This is a genomic window from Sporosarcina sp. P2, from assembly GCF_002743255.1.
GTDB lineage: Bacteria > Bacillota > Bacilli > Bacillales_A > Planococcaceae > Sporosarcina.
In genome coordinates, this window is record NZ_PDYY01000005.1 from 68,299 (window position 1) to 89,752 (window position 21,454).

23 protein-coding genes are annotated in these 21,454 nt (G+C 41.9%); all 23 read left to right on the forward strand.

Features of this window, described 5'->3' with window-relative positions; all coding sequences use genetic code 11:
* The 23 genes from fapR (at position 1) to dprA (ending at position 21,349) form a co-directional block, all read left to right on the forward strand.
* Positions 1-573 carry a transcription factor FapR gene (fapR, locus tag CSV67_RS07025; RefSeq protein ID WP_099630888.1) on the forward strand — a complete coding sequence of 191 codons (573 nt, stop codon included), beginning with the start codon at positions 1-3 and terminating at the stop codon, positions 571-573.
* 6 nt (positions 574-579) lie between these two features.
* Positions 580-1,572, forward strand: coding sequence for a phosphate acyltransferase PlsX (gene plsX, locus CSV67_RS07030; RefSeq protein ID WP_099630889.1), 993 nt, complete (start codon positions 580-582; stop codon positions 1,570-1,572).
* Positions 1,569-2,513, forward strand: a complete 945-nt coding sequence (gene fabD / locus CSV67_RS07035) for an ACP S-malonyltransferase (protein WP_099630890.1) — start codon at positions 1,569-1,571, stop codon at positions 2,511-2,513. The genes plsX and fabD overlap by 4 nt, the downstream gene beginning before the upstream one ends.
* Positions 2,513-3,259, forward strand: coding sequence for a 3-oxoacyl-[acyl-carrier-protein] reductase (gene fabG / locus CSV67_RS07040; RefSeq protein WP_099631028.1), 747 nt, complete (start codon positions 2,513-2,515; stop codon positions 3,257-3,259). The genes fabD and fabG overlap by 1 nt, the downstream gene beginning before the upstream one ends.
* A 111-nt stretch (positions 3,260-3,370) precedes the next feature.
* Positions 3,371-3,610 (forward strand): acyl carrier protein, encoded by a 240-nt coding sequence (locus CSV67_RS07045; protein WP_085133672.1) that lies wholly within the window; start codon positions 3,371-3,373, stop codon positions 3,608-3,610.
* 106 nt (positions 3,611-3,716) lie between these two features.
* Positions 3,717-4,484, forward strand: coding sequence for a ribonuclease III (gene rnc / locus CSV67_RS07050; RefSeq protein ID WP_099630891.1), 768 nt, complete (start codon positions 3,717-3,719; stop codon positions 4,482-4,484).
* A gap of 2 nt (positions 4,485-4,486) precedes the next feature.
* A complete protein-coding gene (smc, locus tag CSV67_RS07055; protein ID WP_158232897.1) occupies positions 4,487-8,044 on the forward strand; it encodes a chromosome segregation protein SMC in 3,558 nt (1,185 codons plus the stop codon).
* A 12-nt stretch (positions 8,045-8,056) separates the two neighbouring features.
* Positions 8,057-9,079: a signal recognition particle-docking protein FtsY gene (ftsY, locus tag CSV67_RS07060; protein ID WP_099630893.1), complete on the forward strand. Its 1,023-nt coding sequence runs from the start codon at positions 8,057-8,059 to the stop codon at positions 9,077-9,079.
* Between the two features lie 63 nt (positions 9,080-9,142).
* Entirely contained in the window at positions 9,143-9,469 is a 327-nt protein-coding gene (locus CSV67_RS07065; RefSeq protein ID WP_085133213.1) for a putative DNA-binding protein, read from the forward strand.
* A 12-nt stretch (positions 9,470-9,481) separates the two neighbouring features.
* A complete protein-coding gene (gene ffh, locus CSV67_RS07070) occupies positions 9,482-10,837 on the forward strand; it encodes a signal recognition particle protein (RefSeq protein WP_099630894.1) in 1,356 nt (451 codons plus the stop codon).
* Between the two features lie 92 nt (positions 10,838-10,929).
* Positions 10,930-11,202, forward strand: coding sequence for a 30S ribosomal protein S16 (gene rpsP / locus CSV67_RS07075; protein ID WP_029052320.1), 273 nt, complete (start codon positions 10,930-10,932; stop codon positions 11,200-11,202).
* A 15-nt stretch (positions 11,203-11,217) separates the two neighbouring features.
* The gene (locus CSV67_RS07080; RefSeq protein ID WP_099630895.1) at positions 11,218-11,451 is read left to right on the forward strand and encodes a KH domain-containing protein; all 234 of its coding nucleotides are present in this window, start codon (positions 11,218-11,220) and stop codon (positions 11,449-11,451) included.
* A gap of 76 nt (positions 11,452-11,527) precedes the next feature.
* Positions 11,528-12,043 carry a ribosome maturation factor RimM gene (rimM, locus tag CSV67_RS07085; protein WP_099630896.1) on the forward strand — a complete coding sequence of 172 codons (516 nt, stop codon included), beginning with the start codon at positions 11,528-11,530 and terminating at the stop codon, positions 12,041-12,043.
* Entirely contained in the window at positions 12,043-12,780 is a 738-nt protein-coding gene (trmD, locus tag CSV67_RS07090) for a tRNA (guanosine(37)-N1)-methyltransferase TrmD (protein WP_143560695.1), read from the forward strand. Before rimM ends, trmD begins: the two co-directional genes overlap by 1 nt.
* 127 nt (positions 12,781-12,907) lie before the next feature.
* Positions 12,908-13,252, forward strand: a complete 345-nt coding sequence (gene rplS, locus CSV67_RS07095) for a 50S ribosomal protein L19 (protein WP_099630898.1) — start codon at positions 12,908-12,910, stop codon at positions 13,250-13,252.
* Between the two features lie 103 nt (positions 13,253-13,355).
* On the forward strand, positions 13,356-13,922 hold the full coding sequence (gene lepB, locus CSV67_RS07100) for a signal peptidase I (RefSeq protein WP_369802711.1): 567 nt from the start codon (positions 13,356-13,358) through the stop codon (positions 13,920-13,922).
* Positions 13,923-13,940: 18 nt separating this feature from the next.
* Positions 13,941-14,795, forward strand: coding sequence for a ribosome biogenesis GTPase YlqF (gene ylqF / locus CSV67_RS07105; RefSeq protein ID WP_099630900.1), 855 nt, complete (start codon positions 13,941-13,943; stop codon positions 14,793-14,795).
* A gap of 115 nt (positions 14,796-14,910) precedes the next feature.
* On the forward strand, positions 14,911-15,684 hold the full coding sequence (locus CSV67_RS07110) for a ribonuclease HII (RefSeq protein WP_099630901.1): 774 nt from the start codon (positions 14,911-14,913) through the stop codon (positions 15,682-15,684).
* The gene (locus CSV67_RS07115; RefSeq protein ID WP_099630902.1) at positions 15,681-17,897 is read left to right on the forward strand and encodes a hypothetical protein; all 2,217 of its coding nucleotides are present in this window, start codon (positions 15,681-15,683) and stop codon (positions 17,895-17,897) included. Before CSV67_RS07110 ends, CSV67_RS07115 begins: the two co-directional genes overlap by 4 nt.
* Complete coding sequence (locus CSV67_RS07120) at positions 17,894-18,181, forward strand: EscU/YscU/HrcU family type III secretion system export apparatus switch protein (RefSeq protein ID WP_099630903.1); 288 nt, start codon at positions 17,894-17,896, stop codon at positions 18,179-18,181. Before CSV67_RS07115 ends, CSV67_RS07120 begins: the two co-directional genes overlap by 4 nt.
* Positions 18,182-18,315: 134 nt before the next feature.
* Positions 18,316-19,476, forward strand: coding sequence for an ADP-forming succinate--CoA ligase subunit beta (gene sucC, locus CSV67_RS07125; protein WP_099630904.1), 1,161 nt, complete (start codon positions 18,316-18,318; stop codon positions 19,474-19,476).
* A gap of 18 nt (positions 19,477-19,494) precedes the next feature.
* Complete coding sequence (gene sucD / locus CSV67_RS07130; RefSeq protein WP_099630905.1) at positions 19,495-20,397, forward strand: succinate--CoA ligase subunit alpha; 903 nt, start codon at positions 19,495-19,497, stop codon at positions 20,395-20,397.
* A gap of 73 nt (positions 20,398-20,470) precedes the next feature.
* Positions 20,471-21,349 (forward strand): DNA-processing protein DprA, encoded by an 879-nt coding sequence (dprA, locus tag CSV67_RS07135; RefSeq protein ID WP_099630906.1) that lies wholly within the window; start codon positions 20,471-20,473, stop codon positions 21,347-21,349.
* Positions 21,350-21,454 lie beyond the last annotated feature (105 nt).

Genomic DNA, 21,454 nt, shown 5'->3' on the forward strand with positions numbered 1-21,454 from the left:
TTGAGAGTTCCTAAACAGGAGAGGCAACAATTACTCGTAACGCTGCTTGAAGAAGATCCATTCCTGACAGATGAAGACATTGCCAGGCATTTTTCTGTGAGCATCCAAACCGTGCGGCTGGATCGGCTAGAATGTCGTATTCCGGAATTGCGAGAGCGATTGAAATCCGTAGCGTCGCAACAAATGTTAGGTACAGTGAAGTCCATGCAAGCTGAAGAAATTTTTGGAGAAATTATTGATGCGGAATTGGATAATAAAGCCATTTCAATTTTTGATGTAAAAGAAGTGCATGTGTTTAAACGAAATGGTATTGCCAGAGGTCATCATTTATTTGCACAGGCGAATTCATTAGCTGTAGCAGTCTTGGATGATGACTTGGCATTGACGGTTCGTTCCTCACTGCACTTCCAAAAGCCAGTTAGAGCCGGTGATCGCGTAGTGTGCCGTGCTACTGTGCGCAAGGAAACCTTGAAAAATAAAAGTACGGTCGTCGACGTCCTGTCGACAGTAGAAAGTGAGCCTGTTTTCTCGGGAGAGTTTCAGATGTATCGTACAACAAAAAAAGGCGGGTAATTACATATGATTATTGCAGTAGACGCAATGGGTGGAGACAATGCACCCGGGGAGATTGTGAAGGGTGTATTACAGAGTCTTCATGCATTTGATGACATTAGGATACATATATTTGGTGATGAGCAAAAAATGGCACCATTTCTCGAAACACATCCACGCCTTCAAGTAGTACACTGCTCCGAAGTCATTGAACCTGATGATGAGCCTGTGCGTGCAATTCGAAAGAAAAAAGATGCTTCCATGGTCCGTATGGCGCAAGCCGTAAAAGATGGAGAAGCGCAGGCATGTGTGTCAGCCGGTAATACAGGTGCTCTCATGTCGGCGGGACTCTTTATCGTAGGTCGCTTGGAAGGGATTCAAAGACCAGCACTAGCACCGACTTTACCGACGATTGACGGCAGCGGCTTCGTGTTGTTGGATGCTGGAGCGAATTCAGATAGTAAACCTTCGCAGTTGGCGCAGTTTGCCGTCATGGGTAGTATCTACGCGGAGAAAGTGCGCGGAATTGATAAGCCGCGTGTAGGATTATTAAATATCGGAACAGAAGCTGGAAAAGGGAATGAGCTTACAAAATATGCCTATGAAGAGTTACAAGCTGCACCCATAAACTTTATCGGCAATGTGGAGTCGCGTGATTTATTGAATGGCGTGGCAGATGTTGTGGTCACAGATGGCTTTACGGGTAATATGGTGTTGAAAACTATTGAAGGTACTGCAATGAATGTGTTTTCCATGATCAAAGAAGTGTTCATGTCTTCGTTAAAAACTAAGCTTGCGGCTGGATTAGTGAAAGATGATCTAAAGGTTTTAAAAAATAAGATGGATTACTCGGAGTATGGTGGAGCAGGTTTATTTGGTTTGAACCATCCTGTCATCAAAGCGCATGGTTCGTCGAATGCCAATGCATTTTTTAATGCAGTTCGCCAAGCGAGAACCATGGTACAATACGAAGTATGCGAAACAATGAAAAAAACAATCGGAGAGGAAGAGGAATCTTGAGTAAACTCGCATTTGTTTTTCCGGGACAAGGCTCACAAGCTGTAGGGATGGGGAAAGTATTCACAGAGAAGAACGAAGCGTGTAAGGAATTCATGCGAAACGCTGACGAAGCTCTTGGATTTGAACTGAGTGCATTGATGCTAGAAGGCCCTCAAGATGAATTGACGTTGACTTATAATGCTCAACCGGCTCTACTCACGGTAGGTGCAATGATCGCTGCGCGTTTGGAAGAAGAAGGCATTATACCAGATTATACAGCAGGACACAGTCTGGGTGAGTATACGGCTCTTGTTGAATCCAACGTTCTTTCATTTGAGGATGCAGTAGTTGCTGTTCATAAAAGAGGTCTGTATATGAATGAAGCTGTACCTGTAGGTAAAGGTGCCATGGCGGCCATACTTGGAATGGATCGTGATGTTTTGGAGTCAATTACAGCGAACATCACAGAGTCCGGACATCCTGTACAACCAGCCAACTTAAATTGCCCCGGCCAAATTGTTATTTCCGGTGCAAAAGAGGGTGTGGATAAGGCGTGTACAGCCTTGAAAGAAGCGGGTGCGAAACGTGCATTGCCATTGAATGTAAGCGGACCTTTCCACTCAGTTCTAATGCAACCAGCGGCTGGAGAGTTACAAAAGACGCTTGAAGGTATTGAAATGAAGGATGCTGAAATTCCTATCATCGCAAACGTTACGGCAGATCAAGTAACGAAGCAGGACGAAATAAAAAAATTACTAGTTGAACAATTGTATTCCCCGGTACGCTGGGAAGAGTCTGTTGAAAAATTACTTGAACTGGGTGTTACCCGTTTCATAGAGTGTGGACCTGGAAAAGTATTGAGTGGATTAATCCGTAAAATAGACCGTACAGCAAAAGTATACCCAGTATATGATGAAGAAACGCTTGAAAAGTTGCTTGAAGAGGCGAAAGGATGGTCATGATGGGAAGATTCGATGGGAAAACAGCAGTAGTCACAGGAGCATCTAGAGGGATTGGGCGCACTGTCGCTTTACGCTTAGCGTCTGAAGGTGCTAAAGTAGTCGTCAACTATAGCGGTAGCCAAGATCGAGCAGAGACTGTAGCAGCCGAAATTCGCTCTGCGGGCGGAGAAGCGCTCGTATTTCAAGCAAATGTCTCCAATGCTGATCAAGTGAAAGCTATGATGGATGAGACGATTAAACAATTCGGTAGCATTGATCTCCTCGTCAATAACGCTGGCATCACGCGAGATAATTTATTGATGCGCATGAAAGAAGACGAGTGGGATGATGTATTGTCCATTAATTTAAAGGGTGTTTTCCTATGCACTAAGGCTGTTACGCGCCAAATGATGCGTCAGCGTGCAGGGAGAATCGTCAATCTGGCTTCTGTTGTAGGAGTTGTAGGAAATGCAGGGCAAGCAAATTACGTGGCAGCAAAAGCAGGAGTTATTGGATTGACGAAAACAACTGCAAAAGAATTGGCGGCACGTAATATTTTAGTAAATGCTGTTGCTCCAGGATTCATCACAACGGATATGACAGATGAGTTGGGCGATGATATGAAAGAGCAATTATTGTCAACGATCCCTTTAGGTAAGCTTGGAAGTGCGGAAGATGTAGCGAGCGTTGTGGCATTCTTACTATCCGACGAAGCAAAATATATTACGGGTCAGACTATCAATGTAGATGGCGGCATGGTGATGTAAAAGAACTACTTCTCTGAAAGCGCTATTTATGGTTGCGTAACGAGGGGGCTAACCTCTATAATTCAATAGTAGCTAATGAGCCGACTTTGGCCTTGAGAGGAGGTGACTATGTTGTCAACAGTACTTGAGCGCGTAACAAAAGTAGTTGTCGACCGTCTAGGTGTCGATGAAAGCGAAGTAAAACCTGAAGCTTCTTTCCGTGAGGATCTTGGAGCTGATTCACTAGATGTAGTAGAACTTGTTATGGAATTTGAAGATGAGTTTGAAACGGAAATTTCTGATGATGATGCAGAGAAAATTGCAACTGTCGGAGATGCAGTAACGTACATTACAGCAAAAGTAGGCGAATGACCTTTTTTGTGAGACACTTTCTTCCTTTCATCTGAAAAGAGGAAAGCGTCTCTTTTCGCTTTCTAAGTGTGTACAGACTATTAATAGATGAGAGGCAGAGTAGTTTATGAAAAATAAGAGAACTTTGAAAGAAAACGTATCACACCCTACATTGCCACAAGCTGTACGCGAGAAATTTAGTACACTCCAGCAGAAACTAGGTGTTCAATTTCAGGATGAGAATCTATTGTATAATGCATTTACCCATTCATCCTATGTCAATGAACATCGTCGCAAGAAATTTTCCGATAATGAACGATTGGAATTCCTTGGAGATGCTGTATTAGAACTTGGGGTATCTAAATTTTTATTCCGAACAGAACCGGCAAAAAGCGAAGGGGAACTGACGAAACTTCGTGCAGCGATTGTTTGTGAGCCATCACTTGTTAAGTTTTCAAATGAATTGAACTTTGGAGACTATATTCTTCTTGGTAAGGGTGAAGAACTAACTGGTGGGAGAATGCGCCCTGCGTTATTAGCAGATGTATTTGAAGCGTATATCGGTGCGCTTTACTTGGATCAAGGCATGGAAGTCGTTGAAGAGTTTCTAAAGCGAATCGTTTTTCCGAAAATTAGTATCGGAGCTTTTTCGCATGTGACAGATTATAAGAGTCGCCTGCAAGAATTGGTGCAACAAAAAAATAACGGACCCCTTCAGTATGAAGTCGTTGAAGAAAAAGGTCCTGCACATGCGAAAAAGTTTGTTACAGTAGTTAATCTGAATGAACAACCACTTGGAAAAGGAATTGGTAAGTCCAAGAAAGAAGCCGAACAGGAAGCTGCCCGTCGTGCGATAGAACATTTATTGATGCAGACAACCGAAGGGGAGAACTAATCGTGTTTTTGAAGAGGCTGGAAATCGCAGGCTTTAAATCTTTCGCGGAAAAAATCCATATAGACTTTGTACCAGGAGTAACGGCCATCGTAGGACCTAACGGAAGTGGAAAGAGTAATATTATTGATGCGATTCGTTGGGTGCTCGGTGAACAATCTGCAAAATCATTGCGTGGCAGTAAAATGGAAGACGTCATTTTTGCAGGCAGTGACTCACGGAAAGCAGTTAATTTCGCAGAAGTCACACTCATTTTGGATAATACTCAAAATCTATTTCCGCTTGATTATACGGAAATCAGTGTAACTAGAAGGGTTTTTCGATCTGGAGATAGTGCGTATCTTCTGAACGGCCAGACTTGTAGGTTAAAAGACATCACCACGCTATTTATGGATTCGGGATTGAGTAAAGAAGCATTCTCTATTATTTCGCAAGGTCGGGTAGATGAGATCTTGAATAGCCGTGCTGATGAAAGACGCAATGTCTTTGACGAAGCGGCAGGTGTCTTGAAGTATAAAACCCATAAACAGCAAGCGGAGCATAAATTATTTGAGACGACTGATAATTTAGATCGTGTACTAGATATATTAAAAGAAATTGATGATCGACTTGTTCCTCTTGAAAAAGAAGCAGGTTCGGCTCGTAAAGCTTCAAATTTGCGTTCTGAACTTCGAGAGGCAGATGTTCGTTTACTCCATCACGACGCTTCTACTTTGCAACAGCAGATTTCTGAAAAAGCGGCAGTTGTGAAAAATGATGAAACTGAACAGCGAAAGATTTCGGATACTCTTACACAATATGAAAACGATCTGGATATTGACAAGAAGGTTCTTATGACAGTAGAGCTTCAACTGGATGAGTTCCAAAATGAATTGATTAAACAGACAGCAGAAGCTGAAAAGTGGGAAGGTAGAAGATTGCTGTCCGTTGAAAAGACCCGCAATACGAAGCAGCAAGTGGAGCGTATTAGACAAGAGCTGCAATCAGCAGAGGACACTCAACGAATGGCAAAAGATAAACATCGCGCTATGCAGATGAAGCAGAAAACTGCTCAGCATGAACTTGAAGAAGTGACGAAAGAAAGTAAGCAAGTCACGGCCATGCTAAACAGTTCATTAAAAGAAACAGAACAGCAAATTGAACAGTTGAAATCAGTTTATATTGAGCGCCTCAATGAGGAGGCCACTGTGCGCAGTGAAATCAGGCATGTAGAGGAGCGGCTTCAGGGAGAAAAATCTTCTACAGAAAAGATTACAGTTCAGACTACATTACTTTCCGAACGCAAACGACAATTAGCTAAAGACCAGCAAGAAAAAAATGAGCAAAAAAAGACTGTTCAGAAACAGCTAGATGAGCTAGAGAAGTCAGCTAGAGCTTGTCAGCAACAATTAACAGAAGAAGAGCAACGTCTATCTACGCAACAGCAAATTCTGCAGAAAGCATTGCGTAAACAATCCGAAATGCAAGGAAGACTCCGTGCCCTAGAAAGTCTTGAAAAGGATTTTTCGGGGTTCTATTCTGGTGTCAAAGAAGTACTCCATGCAAAGAAACAACAACGTATTCAAGGGATCGAAGGAGCTGTAGTTGAACTCATTAAGACGGAGCCAGCCTATACTAAGGCAATTGAAACAGCCCTTGGCGGTGCTATGCAACACATCATTACTACGACTGAGCATGATGCAAGACGAGCCATCGGTTATTTAAAAACGAAAAACTTCGGTCGCGCTACGTTTCTTCCTATGGATATCTTGAAGCCGCGTGAGCTTCCTATAAATAGCCGACACGTACTCTCTCAACAGCAGGGCTTCATCGGTACGGCATTTGAACTCATTCAAACGTCTGCGGCATATGAGTCGGTTGCCAAAAACTTATTGGGTCAGACGATTATTGCCAATGATCTTGAAGCTGCATCAGGTTTAGCTAAAACGATAGGACACCGCTATCGCATAGTGACACTCGATGGGGATATTATAAACGCAGGCGGTTCATTGACCGGTGGCGGTGCGAAAGGGCAGACCACGCTATTCTCCCGCAAGGCTGAGCTGGAGACTCTTACCAATCAACTGCAAAAAATGGATGAATCTATTCAACAGGCTACTGCACAAACGTCTGAAACTCGTAATTTAGTGGGTGCGAGTTTACATCTTCGTGATCAATTGCGCGTAAAGTTAGAGGAAACCCAACAGAAAAAGTCCATCATTCATGCATCATTACAAGAAACCGAAATGGAATTGCGTTCTGTCGAAATGGAAATATCCACAATTGAAATCGGACGTACTGACACAGTCTCTGCAGAAAAGCAGTTATCGACCAAAAAACGAAATTTACAAACACGGCATGAAGTATTGAAAAGTGAACTTCAAGAGACGTTAGAAAAGCTAGAAGGTTTAGAGAGACTAGTAGAGAATAGACGTGAAGAACAACAGTCATTACAGAAGAGATTACATGACTTACAGCAAAAAAGTGCTGTATTAAAAGAGCAGAACGCCTATCATTCAAGCAGTATTTTGGAAACCATCACTCAAATAGATGAGTTGGAGTTGACAATTAGCCGCTTGCGAGAAGAACAGCACTATGTGCAGGAGTTTGTGATCGGTAAGGAATTAACACCTGAAGAAATAGAGAAGCAGAGTCAGCAAGCAAATGATACAAAAAAACACTTGCAACAAACGATTGAGATAGAAAAAGCTAAGCGTGTTCAGCAAGCTACACGTGTTCGTGATCATGAAGAGCGTATAAAAATGATCAGACAACAGGCAGGTATTATTTCCGAACGCTTGAACACACTGAGGATTCAATTATCCAGGCTTGAAACACAGTTTGAAACGGTCAAAGATCGACTGGATGAAGAGTATGGCTTACGACCGAATGAATTGCATTTTGAATCATTGGATATTCCGCTACTACGCAAGACGGTAGAAGATTGTAAGCAACAACTAGCTATAATAGGACCTGTCAATCCGAATGCAATTCAGGAATTCGAAGAAGTATCTGAGCGTCATGAGTTTTTACAATCACAACGGAATGACTTGGTCGAAGCTAAAAATACGTTACAAGAAGCTATGGCGGAAATGGATCAGGAAATGAAGAGTCGCTTCGAGACGACGTTTGAAGCAATCCGCAGCCATTTTCGCCGCGTGTTTAAGGATATGTTCGGTGGGGGAGAAGCGGATCTTGTTTTAACGGATCCAACCAATTTACTGACTACCGGAATTGATATCATGGCACGACCTCCAGGAAAGAAGTTGCAGAATTTGCGTTTATTATCTGGCGGGGAACGTGCGTTAACTGTTATTTCCTTGCTGTTCTCTATTCTAGAAGTTCGGCCTGTACCGTTTTGCATATTAGATGAAGTGGAAGCAGCACTGGATGAAGCGAATGTGGTACGATATAGTAATTATTTAAAGAAAGTTTCGGATCAGACGCAATTCATCGTGATCACACATCGAAAAGGCACGATGGAGGGTGCAGACGTCCTATACGGCATTACGATGCAAGAATCAGGTGTTTCGAAATTGCTTTCTGTTAAACTATCTGAAGTGGCAGAAGAAATCAGTAGCTAAGGAGTGAAATGAATGTCTTTCTTCAAGAAGATTAAAGATAAAATATCAGGAACAAACGAAGCGGTAGCGGAGAAGTTTAAAGATGGACTGACCAAGACACGCGATTCATTTACATCGAAAGTAAACGATTTAGTGTTTAGATTCCGTATCGTTGATGAAGAATTCTTCGAAGAACTGGAAGAATTATTACTTCAAGCGGATGTTGGTTTTGAAACCGTAATGGAATTAATTGATTTACTAAAAGAAGAAGTGCAACGTAAGAATATTAAAAACACGACAGGTATGCAGTCATTGATTTCTGAGAAGCTTGTAGAAATTTATAATTCAGGTGAAGCAGTTACCAGTGAATTGGATATCAAAGAAGATAGACTAAACGTAATTTTGATGGTTGGCGTGAATGGTGTGGGTAAAACGACAACGATTGGTAAAATGGCTGCCCGCCTTAAAAAAGAAGGGAAAACCGTTATGTTAGCTGCTGGAGATACATTCCGCGCAGGTGCCATTGAACAGCTTGTTGTCTGGGGAGAGCGTACGGGCGTAGAAGTCGTACGCCAGGCGGAAGGTTCGGATCCGGCTGCCGTTATTTTTGATGCGGTGAAAGCAGCTAAGAAGCGTAACGTGGATGTTTTAATCTGTGATACAGCAGGTCGCTTACAAAATAAAGTGAACTTGATGAATGAGCTGGAAAAAGTACATCGCGTTATTGGCCGCGAAATTGAGGGGGCCCCTCATGAAGTATTGTTGGCATTGGATGCGACGACTGGACAGAACGCATTAATTCAAGCGCAGACATTTAACGAAGTAACGAATGTTACGGGTATTGTATTGACGAAACTAGACGGTACAGCGAAAGGTGGTATCGTGCTCGCGATTCGCAATAAGCTCGATATTCCGGTGAAGTTTGTTGGCCTTGGTGAAGGCATCGATGATTTACAACCTTTCGACCCGGAGAAATATGTCTATGGATTATTTGCGAACGGATTAGAAATGGAAGAAACAGATGATCATGAAGCTGAAATCGAAGAAGACAAGTAAAAATACTTGACGGCAATACACATGCGCGATACTATATAATAGTGACTGAAGGGGGTCGTGATCTTGCTTGAAAAAACGACAAGAGTGAACTTCCTCTTTGATTTTTATCAATCATTATTAACTGACAAACAACGTTTATATATGCAATTATATTATTTAGATGATCTTTCTCTCGGTGAAATCGCTGAACAATATGGTGTATCGAGACAGGCTGTGTATGACAATGTGAAACGGACTGAGGCAATGCTCGAAGATTACGAGAAGAAACTCAATCTGTTCGAAAAACATGAAGGTCGACTTGAAATTGTAGAGTTGCTAGAAGAAATGGTGCCTACCGAAAATTCAAATCGCTTCATGAAATTGCTACATACCTTAAAAGACTTTGAATAGGGGGGATTGTCTATGGCATTTGAAGGACTAGCCGAACGCCTGCAAGTAACAATGAACAAAATTACGGGCAAAGGTAAAATTAACGAAGCTGACGTAAAAGAAATGATGCGTGAAGTACGTTTTGCACTAATTGAAGCAGACGTTAACTTGAAAGTCGTTAAACAATTTGTCAAGACGGTCAGCGAGCGCTCAGTAGGTCAGGATGTAATGAAGAGTTTGACACCTGGTCAGCAAGTGGTAAAAATCGTAAAAGACGAATTAACGAATCTAATGGGTGGAGAACAAAATCCCATTCAATTCGCGCGTAAATCGCCTACGGTCATCATGATGGTAGGTTTGCAAGGTGCTGGTAAAACAACAACTACCGGTAAATTGGCTACAGTTTTACGTAAAAAACATAATAAGAAACCTTTGCTTGTAGCGGCAGATATATATCGCCCAGCAGCGATCCAACAACTCGAAACCTTAGGTAAACAAATCACTGTGCCCGTATTTTCTATGGGTACCGATCAGTCTCCTGTTGAAATTGCACGCAAAGCAATGGAAGAGGCAGAACGTGAGCATAATGACGTCGTAATCATTGATACTGCAGGTAGACTCCATGTAGATGAAGAACTTATGCAAGAATTGAAAGATATTCGAGAGTTAACGAATCCTGATGAAGTATTCCTCGTAGTGGATGCCATGACAGGTCAAGACGCTGTCAACGTGGCAAAAAGTTTCGATGAGACAATCGGAATCACTGGCGTCATATTGACAAAACTTGATGGGGATACACGTGGTGGTGCGGCGTTATCGATTCGTACCGTTACTGAAAAACCTATCAAATTTGTCGGTATGGGTGAGAAGATGGATGCACTTGAACCATTCCATCCAGAACGTATGGCGTCACGAATACTTGGCATGGGCGATGTCATGTCTTTGATTGAAAAAGCACAAGAAAACGTGGATGAGGATAAAGCGAAAGAGTTAGAGCAGAAATTGCGCACACAAAGCTTTACACTTGACGATTTTCTTGATCAAATGCAACAGGTGAAAAAAATGGGACCACTCGACGAAATTTTAAAAATGATGCCGGGTGCAAACAAGATCAAAGGACTCGACAATGCCAAAGTGGATGAGAGTCAAATGGGGCGTGTAGAAGCCGTCATTTATTCCATGACGCTTGCAGAACGGGAAAACCCAGAAATTATTAATGCGAGCCGAAAAAAAAGAATTGCTACAGGATCTGGAACTTCTACCCAGGAAGTCAACCGTTTGCTAAAGCAGTTTGAAGAAATGAAAAAAATGGTTAAGCAAATGACCAACATGCAACAAAAAGGTAAGAAAAAAGGTAAAATGCCTGGTTTTGATGCGTTTTTTAAATAAAATAGAGGGTGTTAAGAAAAAAACCTTTACAAACAAATAAAAACTTGGTAATATACTATCTTGTGTGAAACTATTCGGAGGTGTAGATAATAATGGCAGTTAAAATTCGTCTAAAACGTATGGGAGCTAAAAGATCTCCTTTTTATCGTATTGTAGTAGCTGATGCACGTGCACCACGTGACGGCCGTCAAATCGATCAGGTTGGTACATACAACCCGCTTACAAAGCCAGCAACAGTTGAAATCAACGAAGAATTGGCTTTGAAATGGCTTCAAGATGGAGCTAAACCATCTGATACAGTTCGTAACTTGTTCTCAGAACAAGGTATCATGGAAAAATTCCATAACGCTAAATACAGCAAGTAATTTGGAGGGGTGGACATGAAGCAGCTGATTGAAACAGTTGTAAAACCGTTAGTCGATTACCCGGACGACGTGAAAGTGGTATCTGAAGAACAGTCTCAACGAGTCGTTTATCAGTTATCAGTGAATGCGGAGGATATGGGTAAAGTGATCGGGAAACAAGGTCGTGTGGCAAAAGCGATCCGTACGATTGTTTACTCAGCAGCAGGCAGCCACCACGGCAAAAAAGTGTATTTGGATATCTTGGATTGATCCAAAAGGAAGGAGCCTCGGTTCCTTCCTTTTTTGCACGTATAAATACTTTTACTCATATAATGGAGGCGAAATAATGGAATGGTTTAATGTAGGCACGATTGTGAATACACATGGTATTAAAGGTGAAGTACGTGTAATGTCCAAAACAGATTTCCCAGATGAGCGATATGAAGTGGGAAGTGAGCTCGCAATCTTCATGCCGAAAAGCAAAGCACCTACATTCGTGAAGGTGATCAGTCATCGGAAGCATAAAAACTTTGATTTACTTATGTTTGAAGGCTATCCGAATATCAATGACGTCGAGAAGTTCCGAGACGGCGTAATCAAGGTCTCGGAGAAAGAATTGACAGAACTCGGAGAAAATGAATTTTACCATCATGAAATCATTGGGTGCCGCGTGATTACAGAAACGGGAGACGAGATCGGTACAGTTTCTGAAATTATCGAAACAGGCGCAAATGATGTATGGGAGGTAACGCCTGCTGAAGGCAAGCCGCATTATATCCCGTATATCGAAGATGTGGTAAAAGATGTGGATATAGATAAGCAAATTATCAAAATTGAATTGATGGATGGGTTGCTTTCATGATGAAAATCGATGTGCTCTCTTTGTTCCCCGAGATGTTTGAAGGTGTATTTCATTCTTCAATCATGAAAAAAGCGCAAGAACAACAAGCCGCATCGTTTAAGGTTACAGATTTTCGTGACTACGCAACGAACAAACATAGAAAAGTGGATGATTATCCGTACGGTGGTGGCGCGGGAATGGTACTAAAACCCGAACCTCTCTTTGCGGCTGTAGATGCTGTCACAAGTTCAAGCAGTAGTAAGCCGCGCGTTATCTTAATGTGTCCGCAAGGCGAACGGTTCACGCAGAAGAAAGCGGAAGAACTAGCGAAAGAGCAACATCTTGTTTTCATTTGTGGTCACTATGAAGGATACGATGAAAGAATTCGTGAACATTTGGTTACGGATGAAATTTCACTTGGCGATTTTGTATTAACGGGTGGTGAGGTAGCTTCTATGGCCATCATTGATAGTGTAGTGAGGCTACTCCCTGACGTGCTAGGAAACGATCAATCGGCTGTCCACGATTCGTTTTCAACGGGTATGCTAGAACATCCACAATACACTCGACCCGCTACTTTCAACGGCTTTGAAGTGCCTCCAGTGCTGTTGTCGGGCAATCATGCAGAGATTGATAAGTGGAGGGAAGAGCAGGCGTTCCTTCGCACGGCACAGCGTCGTCCGGAATTATTGCAAGAAGCACCCTTAACAGATTATCAGAAAAAGCTCTATCAGCAATGGATACAAAAAAGAGACTAAATTTGCTTGATTCGTTAACAGGCGTGTGCTATGATTTATTAAGCGCTTTTTAAGAGCGCCTATTTTACTGTTGTTCCGCTGCAAAGCAAAACGTGCAAGAGCATCAGAAAAGAAGGAGAGAAAAAACATGCAAAAACTAATTGCAGATATTACAAAAGAGCAGTTGCGCACTGAACACCCTTCATTCCGTCCTGGCGATACACTTCGCTTGCACGTGAAGATCATCGAGGGAACTCGTGAGCGTATTCAGTTATTCGAAGGTATTGTTATCAAACGTCGCGGTGGCGGAATCAGCGAAACTTTCACTGTACGTAAAATTTCAAATGGTGTTGGAGTGGAACGTACATTCCCATTACACACGCCTAAGCTAGCTCAAATTGAAGTAACTCGTCGCGGTAAAGTTCGTCGTGCGAAGTTGTACTACCTACGTAAACTACGTGGTAAAGCAGCGCGTATCAAAGAACTCCGCTAATAAGATAAACAGAAACGAAGGGGGCCTTGCATTTGGCCTCCTTTCTTTTTGCTCAGAAAGACAATTGGCTGTACAATAAAAACAGACAGGGCAGGAGGCTGGATTGATGGAAGAGAAAAAAACGAGAAGTGAAGGACTGGAATGGATTAAAGCATTATTGATCGCATTTGGATTAGCCGCCATTATTCGTATCTTTTTATTCACACCAATCGTCGTTGACGGTATTTCTATGATGCCAACATTGGAACATGGTGACCGCATGATCGTTAATAAAATCGGTTATACGATTGGTGAACCGCATCGTTTTGATATCGTAGTATTCCATGCACCCGAGCAGAAAGATTATATTAAACGTGTAATTGGACTGCCAGGCGATACAGTGGAATATAAAGATGATGTACTCTATGTAAATGGTAAAGCATATGAAGAGCCGTACCTTGATCAATATAAATCGGAAGTACAAGATGGTACGCTGACGGAAGATTTTACACTACAGGATGTACCGCAAATCGATGCAGAAACAGTGCCTGAAGATCACATATTTGTAATGGGTGATAATCGTCGGAAAAGTAAAGATTCTAGACATATAGGTGCAGTCTCAATCGATGAAGTCATCGGTAGTACCAGTGTAGTATTCTGGCCGATTAAAGATTTTGGTCTTGTGAAATAATGAAAGGAGACGATTCGAATGACTATTCAATGGTTTCCGGGCCATATGGCGAAAGCGAGACGAGAAGTCTCAGAAAAACTTAAGTTAGTTGATATTGTATTTGAATTAATTGATGCTAGATTGCCACTTTCCTCACGTAATCCAATGATAGACGAAGTAACCCAGCAAAAACCAAGATTGCTTATTTTGAATAAAATGGACTTGGCGGATGAAGTTCAAACTAAACGTTGGATTGCCTACTTTGAAAATCAAGGCTTACGCACAGTGGCGATCAATTCATTTGAAGGGAAAGGTCTCCAAACAGTCACCAAAGCCGCTAAAGAAATCCTGCAGCCGAAATATGACCGCATGAAGCAGCGAGGCATACGTCCTGGAGCCATCCGTGCAATGATTGTCGGCATTCCCAATGTCGGAAAATCTACTTTGATTAACCGATTAGCGAAGAAAAATATCGCTAAAACAGGAAATAAGCCAGGTGTAACCAAAGCGCAACAATGGATTAAATTTGAGAAAGAATTAGAACTTCTTGATACGCCGGGAGTCCTTTGGCCGAAGTTTGAAGACCAGAATGTAGGGTATAAGTTAGCGTTAACAGGCGCCATTAAGGACTCGGTATTGAATATGGAAGAGCTTGCAGTATATGGACTTCGATTTTTAGAGTCGCATTATCCTGAAAGACTAGCACAGCGTTATGAAATGACAACGGTGGGCGATAATATTCAATCATTGTTTAATAAAATCGGTGAACGTCGAAAAGTATATACGGTTGGTGGAGAAATTGACTATGACAAAGTAGCAGAAATAATCGTACAAGACATCCGTGACCAGCAAGTAGGAAAATTAACATTCGATTTCCCTGAAGAATTCGAATGACTAGAAGCAACGGCTTGGAACTCTGTTTCCGAACCGTTGCTTTTTTGTCGAAAAAATCATGTAGAAACCGATATACTACTTAGACAAACATATTTTAGATGGACAGGTGAAGAAAATGACAACGATACAGCATATAAAAAATCAGTTAGCAGAGTTACAAGAACCGAATGATTGGCTTACAGAACTTGAAGCGGACGGTAGAAAAGGCGTCCAGCAAGCAATTAGTCAATGGCGCACTCGATACGAAAAAAAACAAGCGATTATTCAAGAATTTCAAAAGAAAATAGCCTTTGACGATTCATATAGATCTTCACGCGTTGTATTGGTTGCAGGAATTGACGAGGCGGGAAGAGGACCGTTAGCGGGGCCGGTAGTTACAGCTGCCGTTATACTACCTGAGGATTGCACTGCCCTAATTGGATTAGACGACTCGAAAAAAGTTTCTAAGGAGAAAAGAGAAGAATTCGCCCGACTGATTAAAGAACAGGCCGTGGCGTACGCTATACACGTGCAGCCTGTTAAAGTAATTGATGAATTGAATATATACCAAGCAACAAAGGAATCGATGGAGATAGCTATAAGTGAACTTCGGGTAGCGCCCCATGTAGTGATAGCAGACGCAATGAATCTACAGACAGCATGCCTGTGTTACTCCGTCATAAAAGGAGATGAAAAAAGCTTAACTATCGCAGCAGCTTCTATATTAGCGAAAACAACACGTGACGCTCTAATGATTGAATTACACGAGGAGTTCCCCTGGTATGGATTTAATGAAAATGCCGGATATGGAACGGCGAAACATCTACAAGGTCTTGAAACGCATGGACTTTGTGAACATCATCGCAAATCTTTCGAACCGATTAAAACGATGTGGAGGGATCGACAATGAATTTACATTCATTATCTGCTACATCTGCAAAGGCTATTACGGAAACCCAACCGTTATCTCTAAAAGAAGGACAAATGATACACGGAAAGGTTACCCAATTATTTCCTGGTCAAATGGCGCAAGTGCAAGTTGGAAATCAGCAGTTATATGCTAAATTGGAAGTGCCGATGCAAGCAGGAGATCATTATTACTTCAAGGTCAATGGCACTGAACCTGAATTACAGTTACAGGTCATTTCTGGACCGATGCGTGGAGAAAGCCAGTCATCACAACTAACCCAGTTAATGGAGTCATTACATGTACCTAAAACACAGGAAATGAAAGATATACTCGCGACAATTATTAAGCAAAAAATTCCTATGACAAAAGAAAATATACTAGAGGCTGTCAGTCTTCTGAAATCATTACCGGATGGAATGAAAGCGGAAGCGCTAGCGACGCTCGGTAAAATCGCTGAAGCGAAACTACCTTTCACGCCAGCTATATTTCAATCACTCTTACAAGTTCAGACAAGCACGATTACGCAGCAATTGAAGACTTTGCTAGCTGGCGTACAAAGTGACTCTAATCTCCCTTCAGCGACGTGTGAGCAGCTTCTGGCGACCATTCAATCTCTTTCTTCTCCTTTAAGCGCAGTGATAGGGAAAGAACTGCTGAATCAAAGTGTAGCCCAACTGCTAAATCCACAAGCTACTCAAGCAGATCGATTTACCGCGCTACAGTTATTGAAAAATGCCGCTATATTGCCTGCTCAAACATCGTTGGCCAATTTGCCGCAAGTGATGGCTGAGCTGGTCACGAAGGCAAATACACAAACTGCCTATGCTACTGACGACATGATAAATCAAAGGGATTCTAATAAAGCTATACATTCTTTAGTGAGTCAACTGAGTCAAACGCCTGCTGCAAATCAACAAACAATAAAAGCGCTTGTGCAAAATATCACGCAACAACTACCCAACGTAGCACTTCCGGAACATGTGAAAAACACGTTGCGGACTGTAATTAATCAGTTGAACGAACAGCCGCTGACAGCTAGTTCCAAAGCTACTATCGTTGAGCAATTCACTAAAGTATTGACTCAAGCCACTGCAACACCAACAACCGCGCCGTTAGCACCAAGTAGCATTGCGCAACAAGCTACAGTTATCCCTGCAACTGTGCAAGCGGTCCAAGCGGCCATAAGTCAAATAAGCCAATCTCCAGTATCTGACCAAGAAACAATCAAAGTGAATATGCAGCACCTAACACAACAGCTGAGTAGTAATTCCGCTTTACCTGAATCAATGAAACAAGCATTGCAAAATATATTGAATCAATTTGTGCAACAACCAGTGACAGAGGGAGCAAAAACAGCACTAGTTGAACAGCTTAGTCACACATTGATCCAACAAGCGAGTAGGCAGGATGTGCCAGTTCAGCAGCAACCGGTCATGAAGGAAGTACAACAGTCAGTCCAGTCACTCTTACTACCATTTGATCAAGCGGATGAGGCAATTCGTGCATTAATGCAAACGGCCGAAAAATCGGGGAATATTCTAGTAAAACAACTGATCAAGACAGCTGAAGCTCAAGTGTCACAGGCGATGAACGGTGTGGTCATGAAAGAGGCAATACAACATGTATTAAGTACACTAGGCGTGAATTACGAGGCGATGCTCGGGGGGAAAGAACCTGATATCGCACATTTGGCTAGCACATTAAAACCACAGTTACTGAGCATGCTACAGGATCCTTCGCTATCCCCGCCACTGCGTGATGCAACAGAGGCAATGGTGCTTCGCATGAATGGGACTTTACTACAGTCAGGGGATTTAGGCGCACAACAACAGCTGATCATGCAACTACCTCTCGAAATGTTCGGCAAGAAAATCGATGCTACGTTGCAATGGAATAGTCGAATGAAAGAAAACGGAAAAATTGACCCGGACTTTGCGCGAATATTATTTTATTTAGAATTGGAATCACTATCGACGACTTTGGTTGATATGAATGTGCAAGACAAAGTGGTAAACTTGACGATTTTTAATGATATGCCTTCCTTAAAAGTAGTAGCGACCGATTTTCAAGATCAATTAAAAGAAGGTCTCGAAGGAGTCGGCTATAAACTGTCGGGTATTACTTTTAAACCATTCACGGAAAAACAGCAAGAGGTCAAATTATCAGCTAGTACCTTCCAATCAGATGAGGGAGGAGTAGATTTCAAAATATGAGAGAAGAACAACGTTTTACTAGAAAAGAGGCCATTGCACTATCCTATGACCCTGAAGTTTCGGATGCCCCGAAAGTAATAGCTAAAGGAAAAGGAAAAATTGCGGAGAATATTCTCGAGCGTGCGCAAGAACATGCTATTCCCGTACAACAAGATCCGAGTCTGCTGGAATTGCTTGGTCAATTAAATGTCAACGAAACGATACCTGAAGAACTATATCAAGCGGTATCGGAAGTATTTGCCTATATTTATCGTTTAGATCGTGAAAAAGGTAGTGTGAAGTAAGCGCGTATTTAAATTGTTGGAAATTAAAGAATTTTGATTTGCAATAGCGATTCTTGGACAATGTGTGACAGTTTGATTACAATAAAGCAGTAGTTGAACATCAAGCAATTGTAAAACGAATGGAGGCAGTACGTATGAACATCCATGAATATCAAGGGAAGCAGTTATTGAGAGATTACGGAGTAGCTGTTTCAAAAGGCCGTGTCGCGTTTTCTCCAAAAGAAGCAATGGCAGTGGCAAAAGAGATCGGTACAGTACCTATTGTGGTAAAAGCCCAAATACATGCAGGTGGACGAGGTAAAGCAGGCGGAGTCAAAATTGTAAAAACTCTTGACGAAGTGCGTGCAGTAGCAGCCGATTTAATTGGCAAGCAACTCGTAACACACCAAACAGGTCCTAAAGGACAAGAAATAAAGCGTCTTCTTGTTGAAGAAGGAATTGATATCGAAAAAGAATTTTATATTGGTCTTGTCGTTGACCGCGCAACAGATCGAGTTACGTTGATGGGATCTGCAGAAGGCGGCGTGGAAATCGAAGAAGTGGCAGAAAATAATCCCGAAAAGATTTTCTATGAAGTAATCGACCCAGTAGTTGGATTGGTTCCTTTCCAAGCACGTCGTATGGCGTTTAATATGGAAATTCCTAGCAACTTAATCAATAAAGCAGTCAGCTTTTTCTTAGGGTTATATAAAGTGTTCAGCGAAAAAGATGCATCGATTGTTGAAATTAATCCTTTGGTTGTTACAAAAGACCAGCGTGTACTTGCATTGGATGCGAAATTCAACTTTGATGACAATGCTACATTCCGTCATAAAGATATTATGGAATTACGTGACTTTGATGAAGAGGATCCGAAAGAAATTGAAGCATCGAAGTATGACCTGAGCTATATTTCTCTTGACGGAAATATTGGCTGCATGGTAAATGGAGCCGGTTTAGCGATGGCTACAATGGATACGATCCATTACTACGGCGGAGAACCCGCTAACTTCTTAGATGTTGGGGGCGGTGCAAAGAAAGAAAAAGTAGCAGCCGCTTTCAAAATCATTTTATCCGATCCAAAAGTTAAAGGTATTTTCGTGAATATCTTTGGTGGAATAATGAAATGTGACGTAATTGCTGAAGGTGTTATTGAGGCAGCTAAAGAAGTTGGTCTTCAAGTACCTCTTGTCGTACGTCTTGAAGGAACGAATGTAGAACGTGGGAAAGCCTTGCTACAAGAATCCGGCATCAATATCGTTGCAGCGGATTCTATGGCAGAGGGCGCGAAAAAAATCGTTGAGTTGATAGGATAAGAAAGGCAGGTACAAATCATGAGTATTTATGTGAATAAAGATACAAAAGTAATTGTACAAGGAATTACAGGTTCCACTGCCCTGTTCCACACACAGCAAATGTTGGAATATGGTACGAAAATTGTCGCTGGCGTAACGCCTGGTAAAGGCGGTCAGACGGTGGAAGGTGTGCCGGTATTTGACACTGTGGAAGAAGCAGTAAAAGAAACAGGTGCAACAGTTTCCATTATTTATGTACCTGCACCGTATGCGGCAGATGCCATTATGGAAGGCGTCGATGCAGGACTAGACATGACTATCTGTATTACGGAGCATATTCCAGTCTTAGATATGATCAAAGTGAAACGTTATATGGAAGGCAAAAAGACACGATTGATTGGTCCAAACTGTCCAGGCGTTATTACGGCAGACGAGACGAAAATCGGTATTATGCCAGGTTATATTCATACTAAAGGGCATGTGGGCGTAGTTTCTCGTTCAGGTACACTGACTTATGAAGCAGTTCACCAGTTAACTCAAGAAGGCATTGGTCAAACTACAGCTGTCGGAATTGGTGGAGACCCGGTAAATGGTACAAACTTTATCGATGTCTTGGAAGCGTTCAATGAAGATCCAGAAACTTATGCAGTCGTCATGATCGGTGAAATTGGTGGTACTGCAGAGGAAGAAGCAGCCGCTTGGATCAAAGAAAATATGACGAAGCCTGTAGTAGGCTTTATCGGTGGTCAAACTGCACCTGAAGGCAAGCGTATGGGACACGCAGGTGCTATAATTTCCGGTGGTAAAGGTACAGCTGCTGATAAAATCAAAGCCCTACAAGCAGCGGATGTTCAAGTTGCAGATACACCTTCAGTCATAGGTGAAACGTTAATCAAAGTCCTGAAAGAAAAAGGACTATACGAGAAATGTAAAACGAAGTAAACTAAAAGGAGTAGCTTAATTGCTACTCCTTTTTTCGTGCTCTTGCTTGTAGTGTCGAACAAAGGAGAATTCGATGCTCTATACTAATCAACAACTACATTTACTGTACGTACATTATATCCATCCTGTACCTTTTAATCGTTTTACGAAGCTATTGCAAGAGAACCCTTTATTAGAGGATCTACATTCTTACTCGGCCTTTCAATGGTCGTATATTTTTAATTTGTCCCTAGAAAGAACGAAGCAATTCCCAGCGAAATATAAAGAAATTTCCTGTCTCCCTATAGTAGATATGCTGAAGAAAAACCATGTGATACCCATCACATACTATCATTCGAATTATCCCGAAGAATTAAAGCAATTATGTGATCCGCCATCGGTTCTTTATACGAAAGGGAATAGACTTTTATTGAAAAAACATCCCCGTGTTGGAATAATTGGCTCCCGTACAGCTACAAGCTATTCCAAAATGGCGCTGGAATTTATTGTGCCACCACTCGTCGACCGTCAGATCCCAATTGTTTCAGGCTTAGCAGCCGGAGCTGACACGATGGCGCATCAAGCTGCGATCGACTATGGCGGGGAAACAATTGGCGTATTAGGTCATGGATTTTCTCACATGTATCCGAAAAGGAATCAAAAAATAGCTGAAGAAATGGCGGAAAATCATTTACTTGTGACGGAATATCCACCATACTTTCCGCCAGCCAAGTGGACATTTCCTATGCGCAATCGGATTATCAGTGGTTTATCTAACGTGCTAGTCATTACAGAATCTGTCGAAAGAAGTGGAACGATGAGTACAGTTGAGCATGCTCTTGATCATGGAAAAGAAATATTTGCAGTACCTGGGGCCATAGATTCTCCTCTTTCAGTAGGTCCAAATAAGCTGTTAGATGAAGGGGCCAAGCCGTTGTGGAGTGGTTATCAGATTATCGATTCTTTACGGTAAATAGGAATATCCTCTTTTTGTAAAATGTTTAAAGGGTTGCTTTATTTCAAAAACTGTTATACATTTTGCAACAGATATTCTTTTGCTGAATAAATATAAAGAAAT

Excerpts from the sequence above, each read along its gene's own strand:
- plsX (WP_099630889.1), top strand. The coding sequence starts at position 580 with ATGATTATTGCAGTAGACGCAATGGGTGGAGACAATGCACCCGGGGAG.
- fabG (WP_099631028.1), top strand. The coding sequence starts at position 2,513 with ATGGGAAGATTCGATGGGAAAACAGCAGTAGTCACAGGAGCATCTAGA.
- rnc (WP_099630891.1), top strand. The coding sequence starts at position 3,717 with ATGAAAAATAAGAGAACTTTGAAAGAAAACGTATCACACCCTACATTG.
- ftsY (WP_099630893.1), top strand. The coding sequence starts at position 8,057 with ATGTCTTTCTTCAAGAAGATTAAAGATAAAATATCAGGAACAAACGAA.
- ffh (WP_099630894.1), top strand. The coding sequence starts at position 9,482 with ATGGCATTTGAAGGACTAGCCGAACGCCTGCAAGTAACAATGAACAAA.
- rpsP (WP_029052320.1), top strand. The coding sequence starts at position 10,930 with ATGGCAGTTAAAATTCGTCTAAAACGTATGGGAGCTAAAAGATCTCCT.
- CSV67_RS07080 (WP_099630895.1), top strand. The coding sequence starts at position 11,218 with ATGAAGCAGCTGATTGAAACAGTTGTAAAACCGTTAGTCGATTACCCG.
- rimM (WP_099630896.1), top strand. The coding sequence starts at position 11,528 with ATGGAATGGTTTAATGTAGGCACGATTGTGAATACACATGGTATTAAA.
- trmD (WP_143560695.1), top strand. The coding sequence starts at position 12,043 with ATGAAAATCGATGTGCTCTCTTTGTTCCCCGAGATGTTTGAAGGTGTA.
- rplS (WP_099630898.1), top strand. The coding sequence starts at position 12,908 with ATGCAAAAACTAATTGCAGATATTACAAAAGAGCAGTTGCGCACTGAA.
- ylqF (WP_099630900.1), top strand. The coding sequence starts at position 13,941 with ATGACTATTCAATGGTTTCCGGGCCATATGGCGAAAGCGAGACGAGAA.
- CSV67_RS07110 (WP_099630901.1), top strand. The coding sequence starts at position 14,911 with ATGACAACGATACAGCATATAAAAAATCAGTTAGCAGAGTTACAAGAA.
- CSV67_RS07115 (WP_099630902.1), top strand. The coding sequence starts at position 15,681 with ATGAATTTACATTCATTATCTGCTACATCTGCAAAGGCTATTACGGAA.
- CSV67_RS07120 (WP_099630903.1), top strand. The coding sequence starts at position 17,894 with ATGAGAGAAGAACAACGTTTTACTAGAAAAGAGGCCATTGCACTATCC.
- sucC (WP_099630904.1), top strand. The coding sequence starts at position 18,316 with ATGAACATCCATGAATATCAAGGGAAGCAGTTATTGAGAGATTACGGA.
- sucD (WP_099630905.1), top strand. The coding sequence starts at position 19,495 with ATGAGTATTTATGTGAATAAAGATACAAAAGTAATTGTACAAGGAATT.
- dprA (WP_099630906.1), top strand. The coding sequence starts at position 20,471 with ATGCTCTATACTAATCAACAACTACATTTACTGTACGTACATTATATC.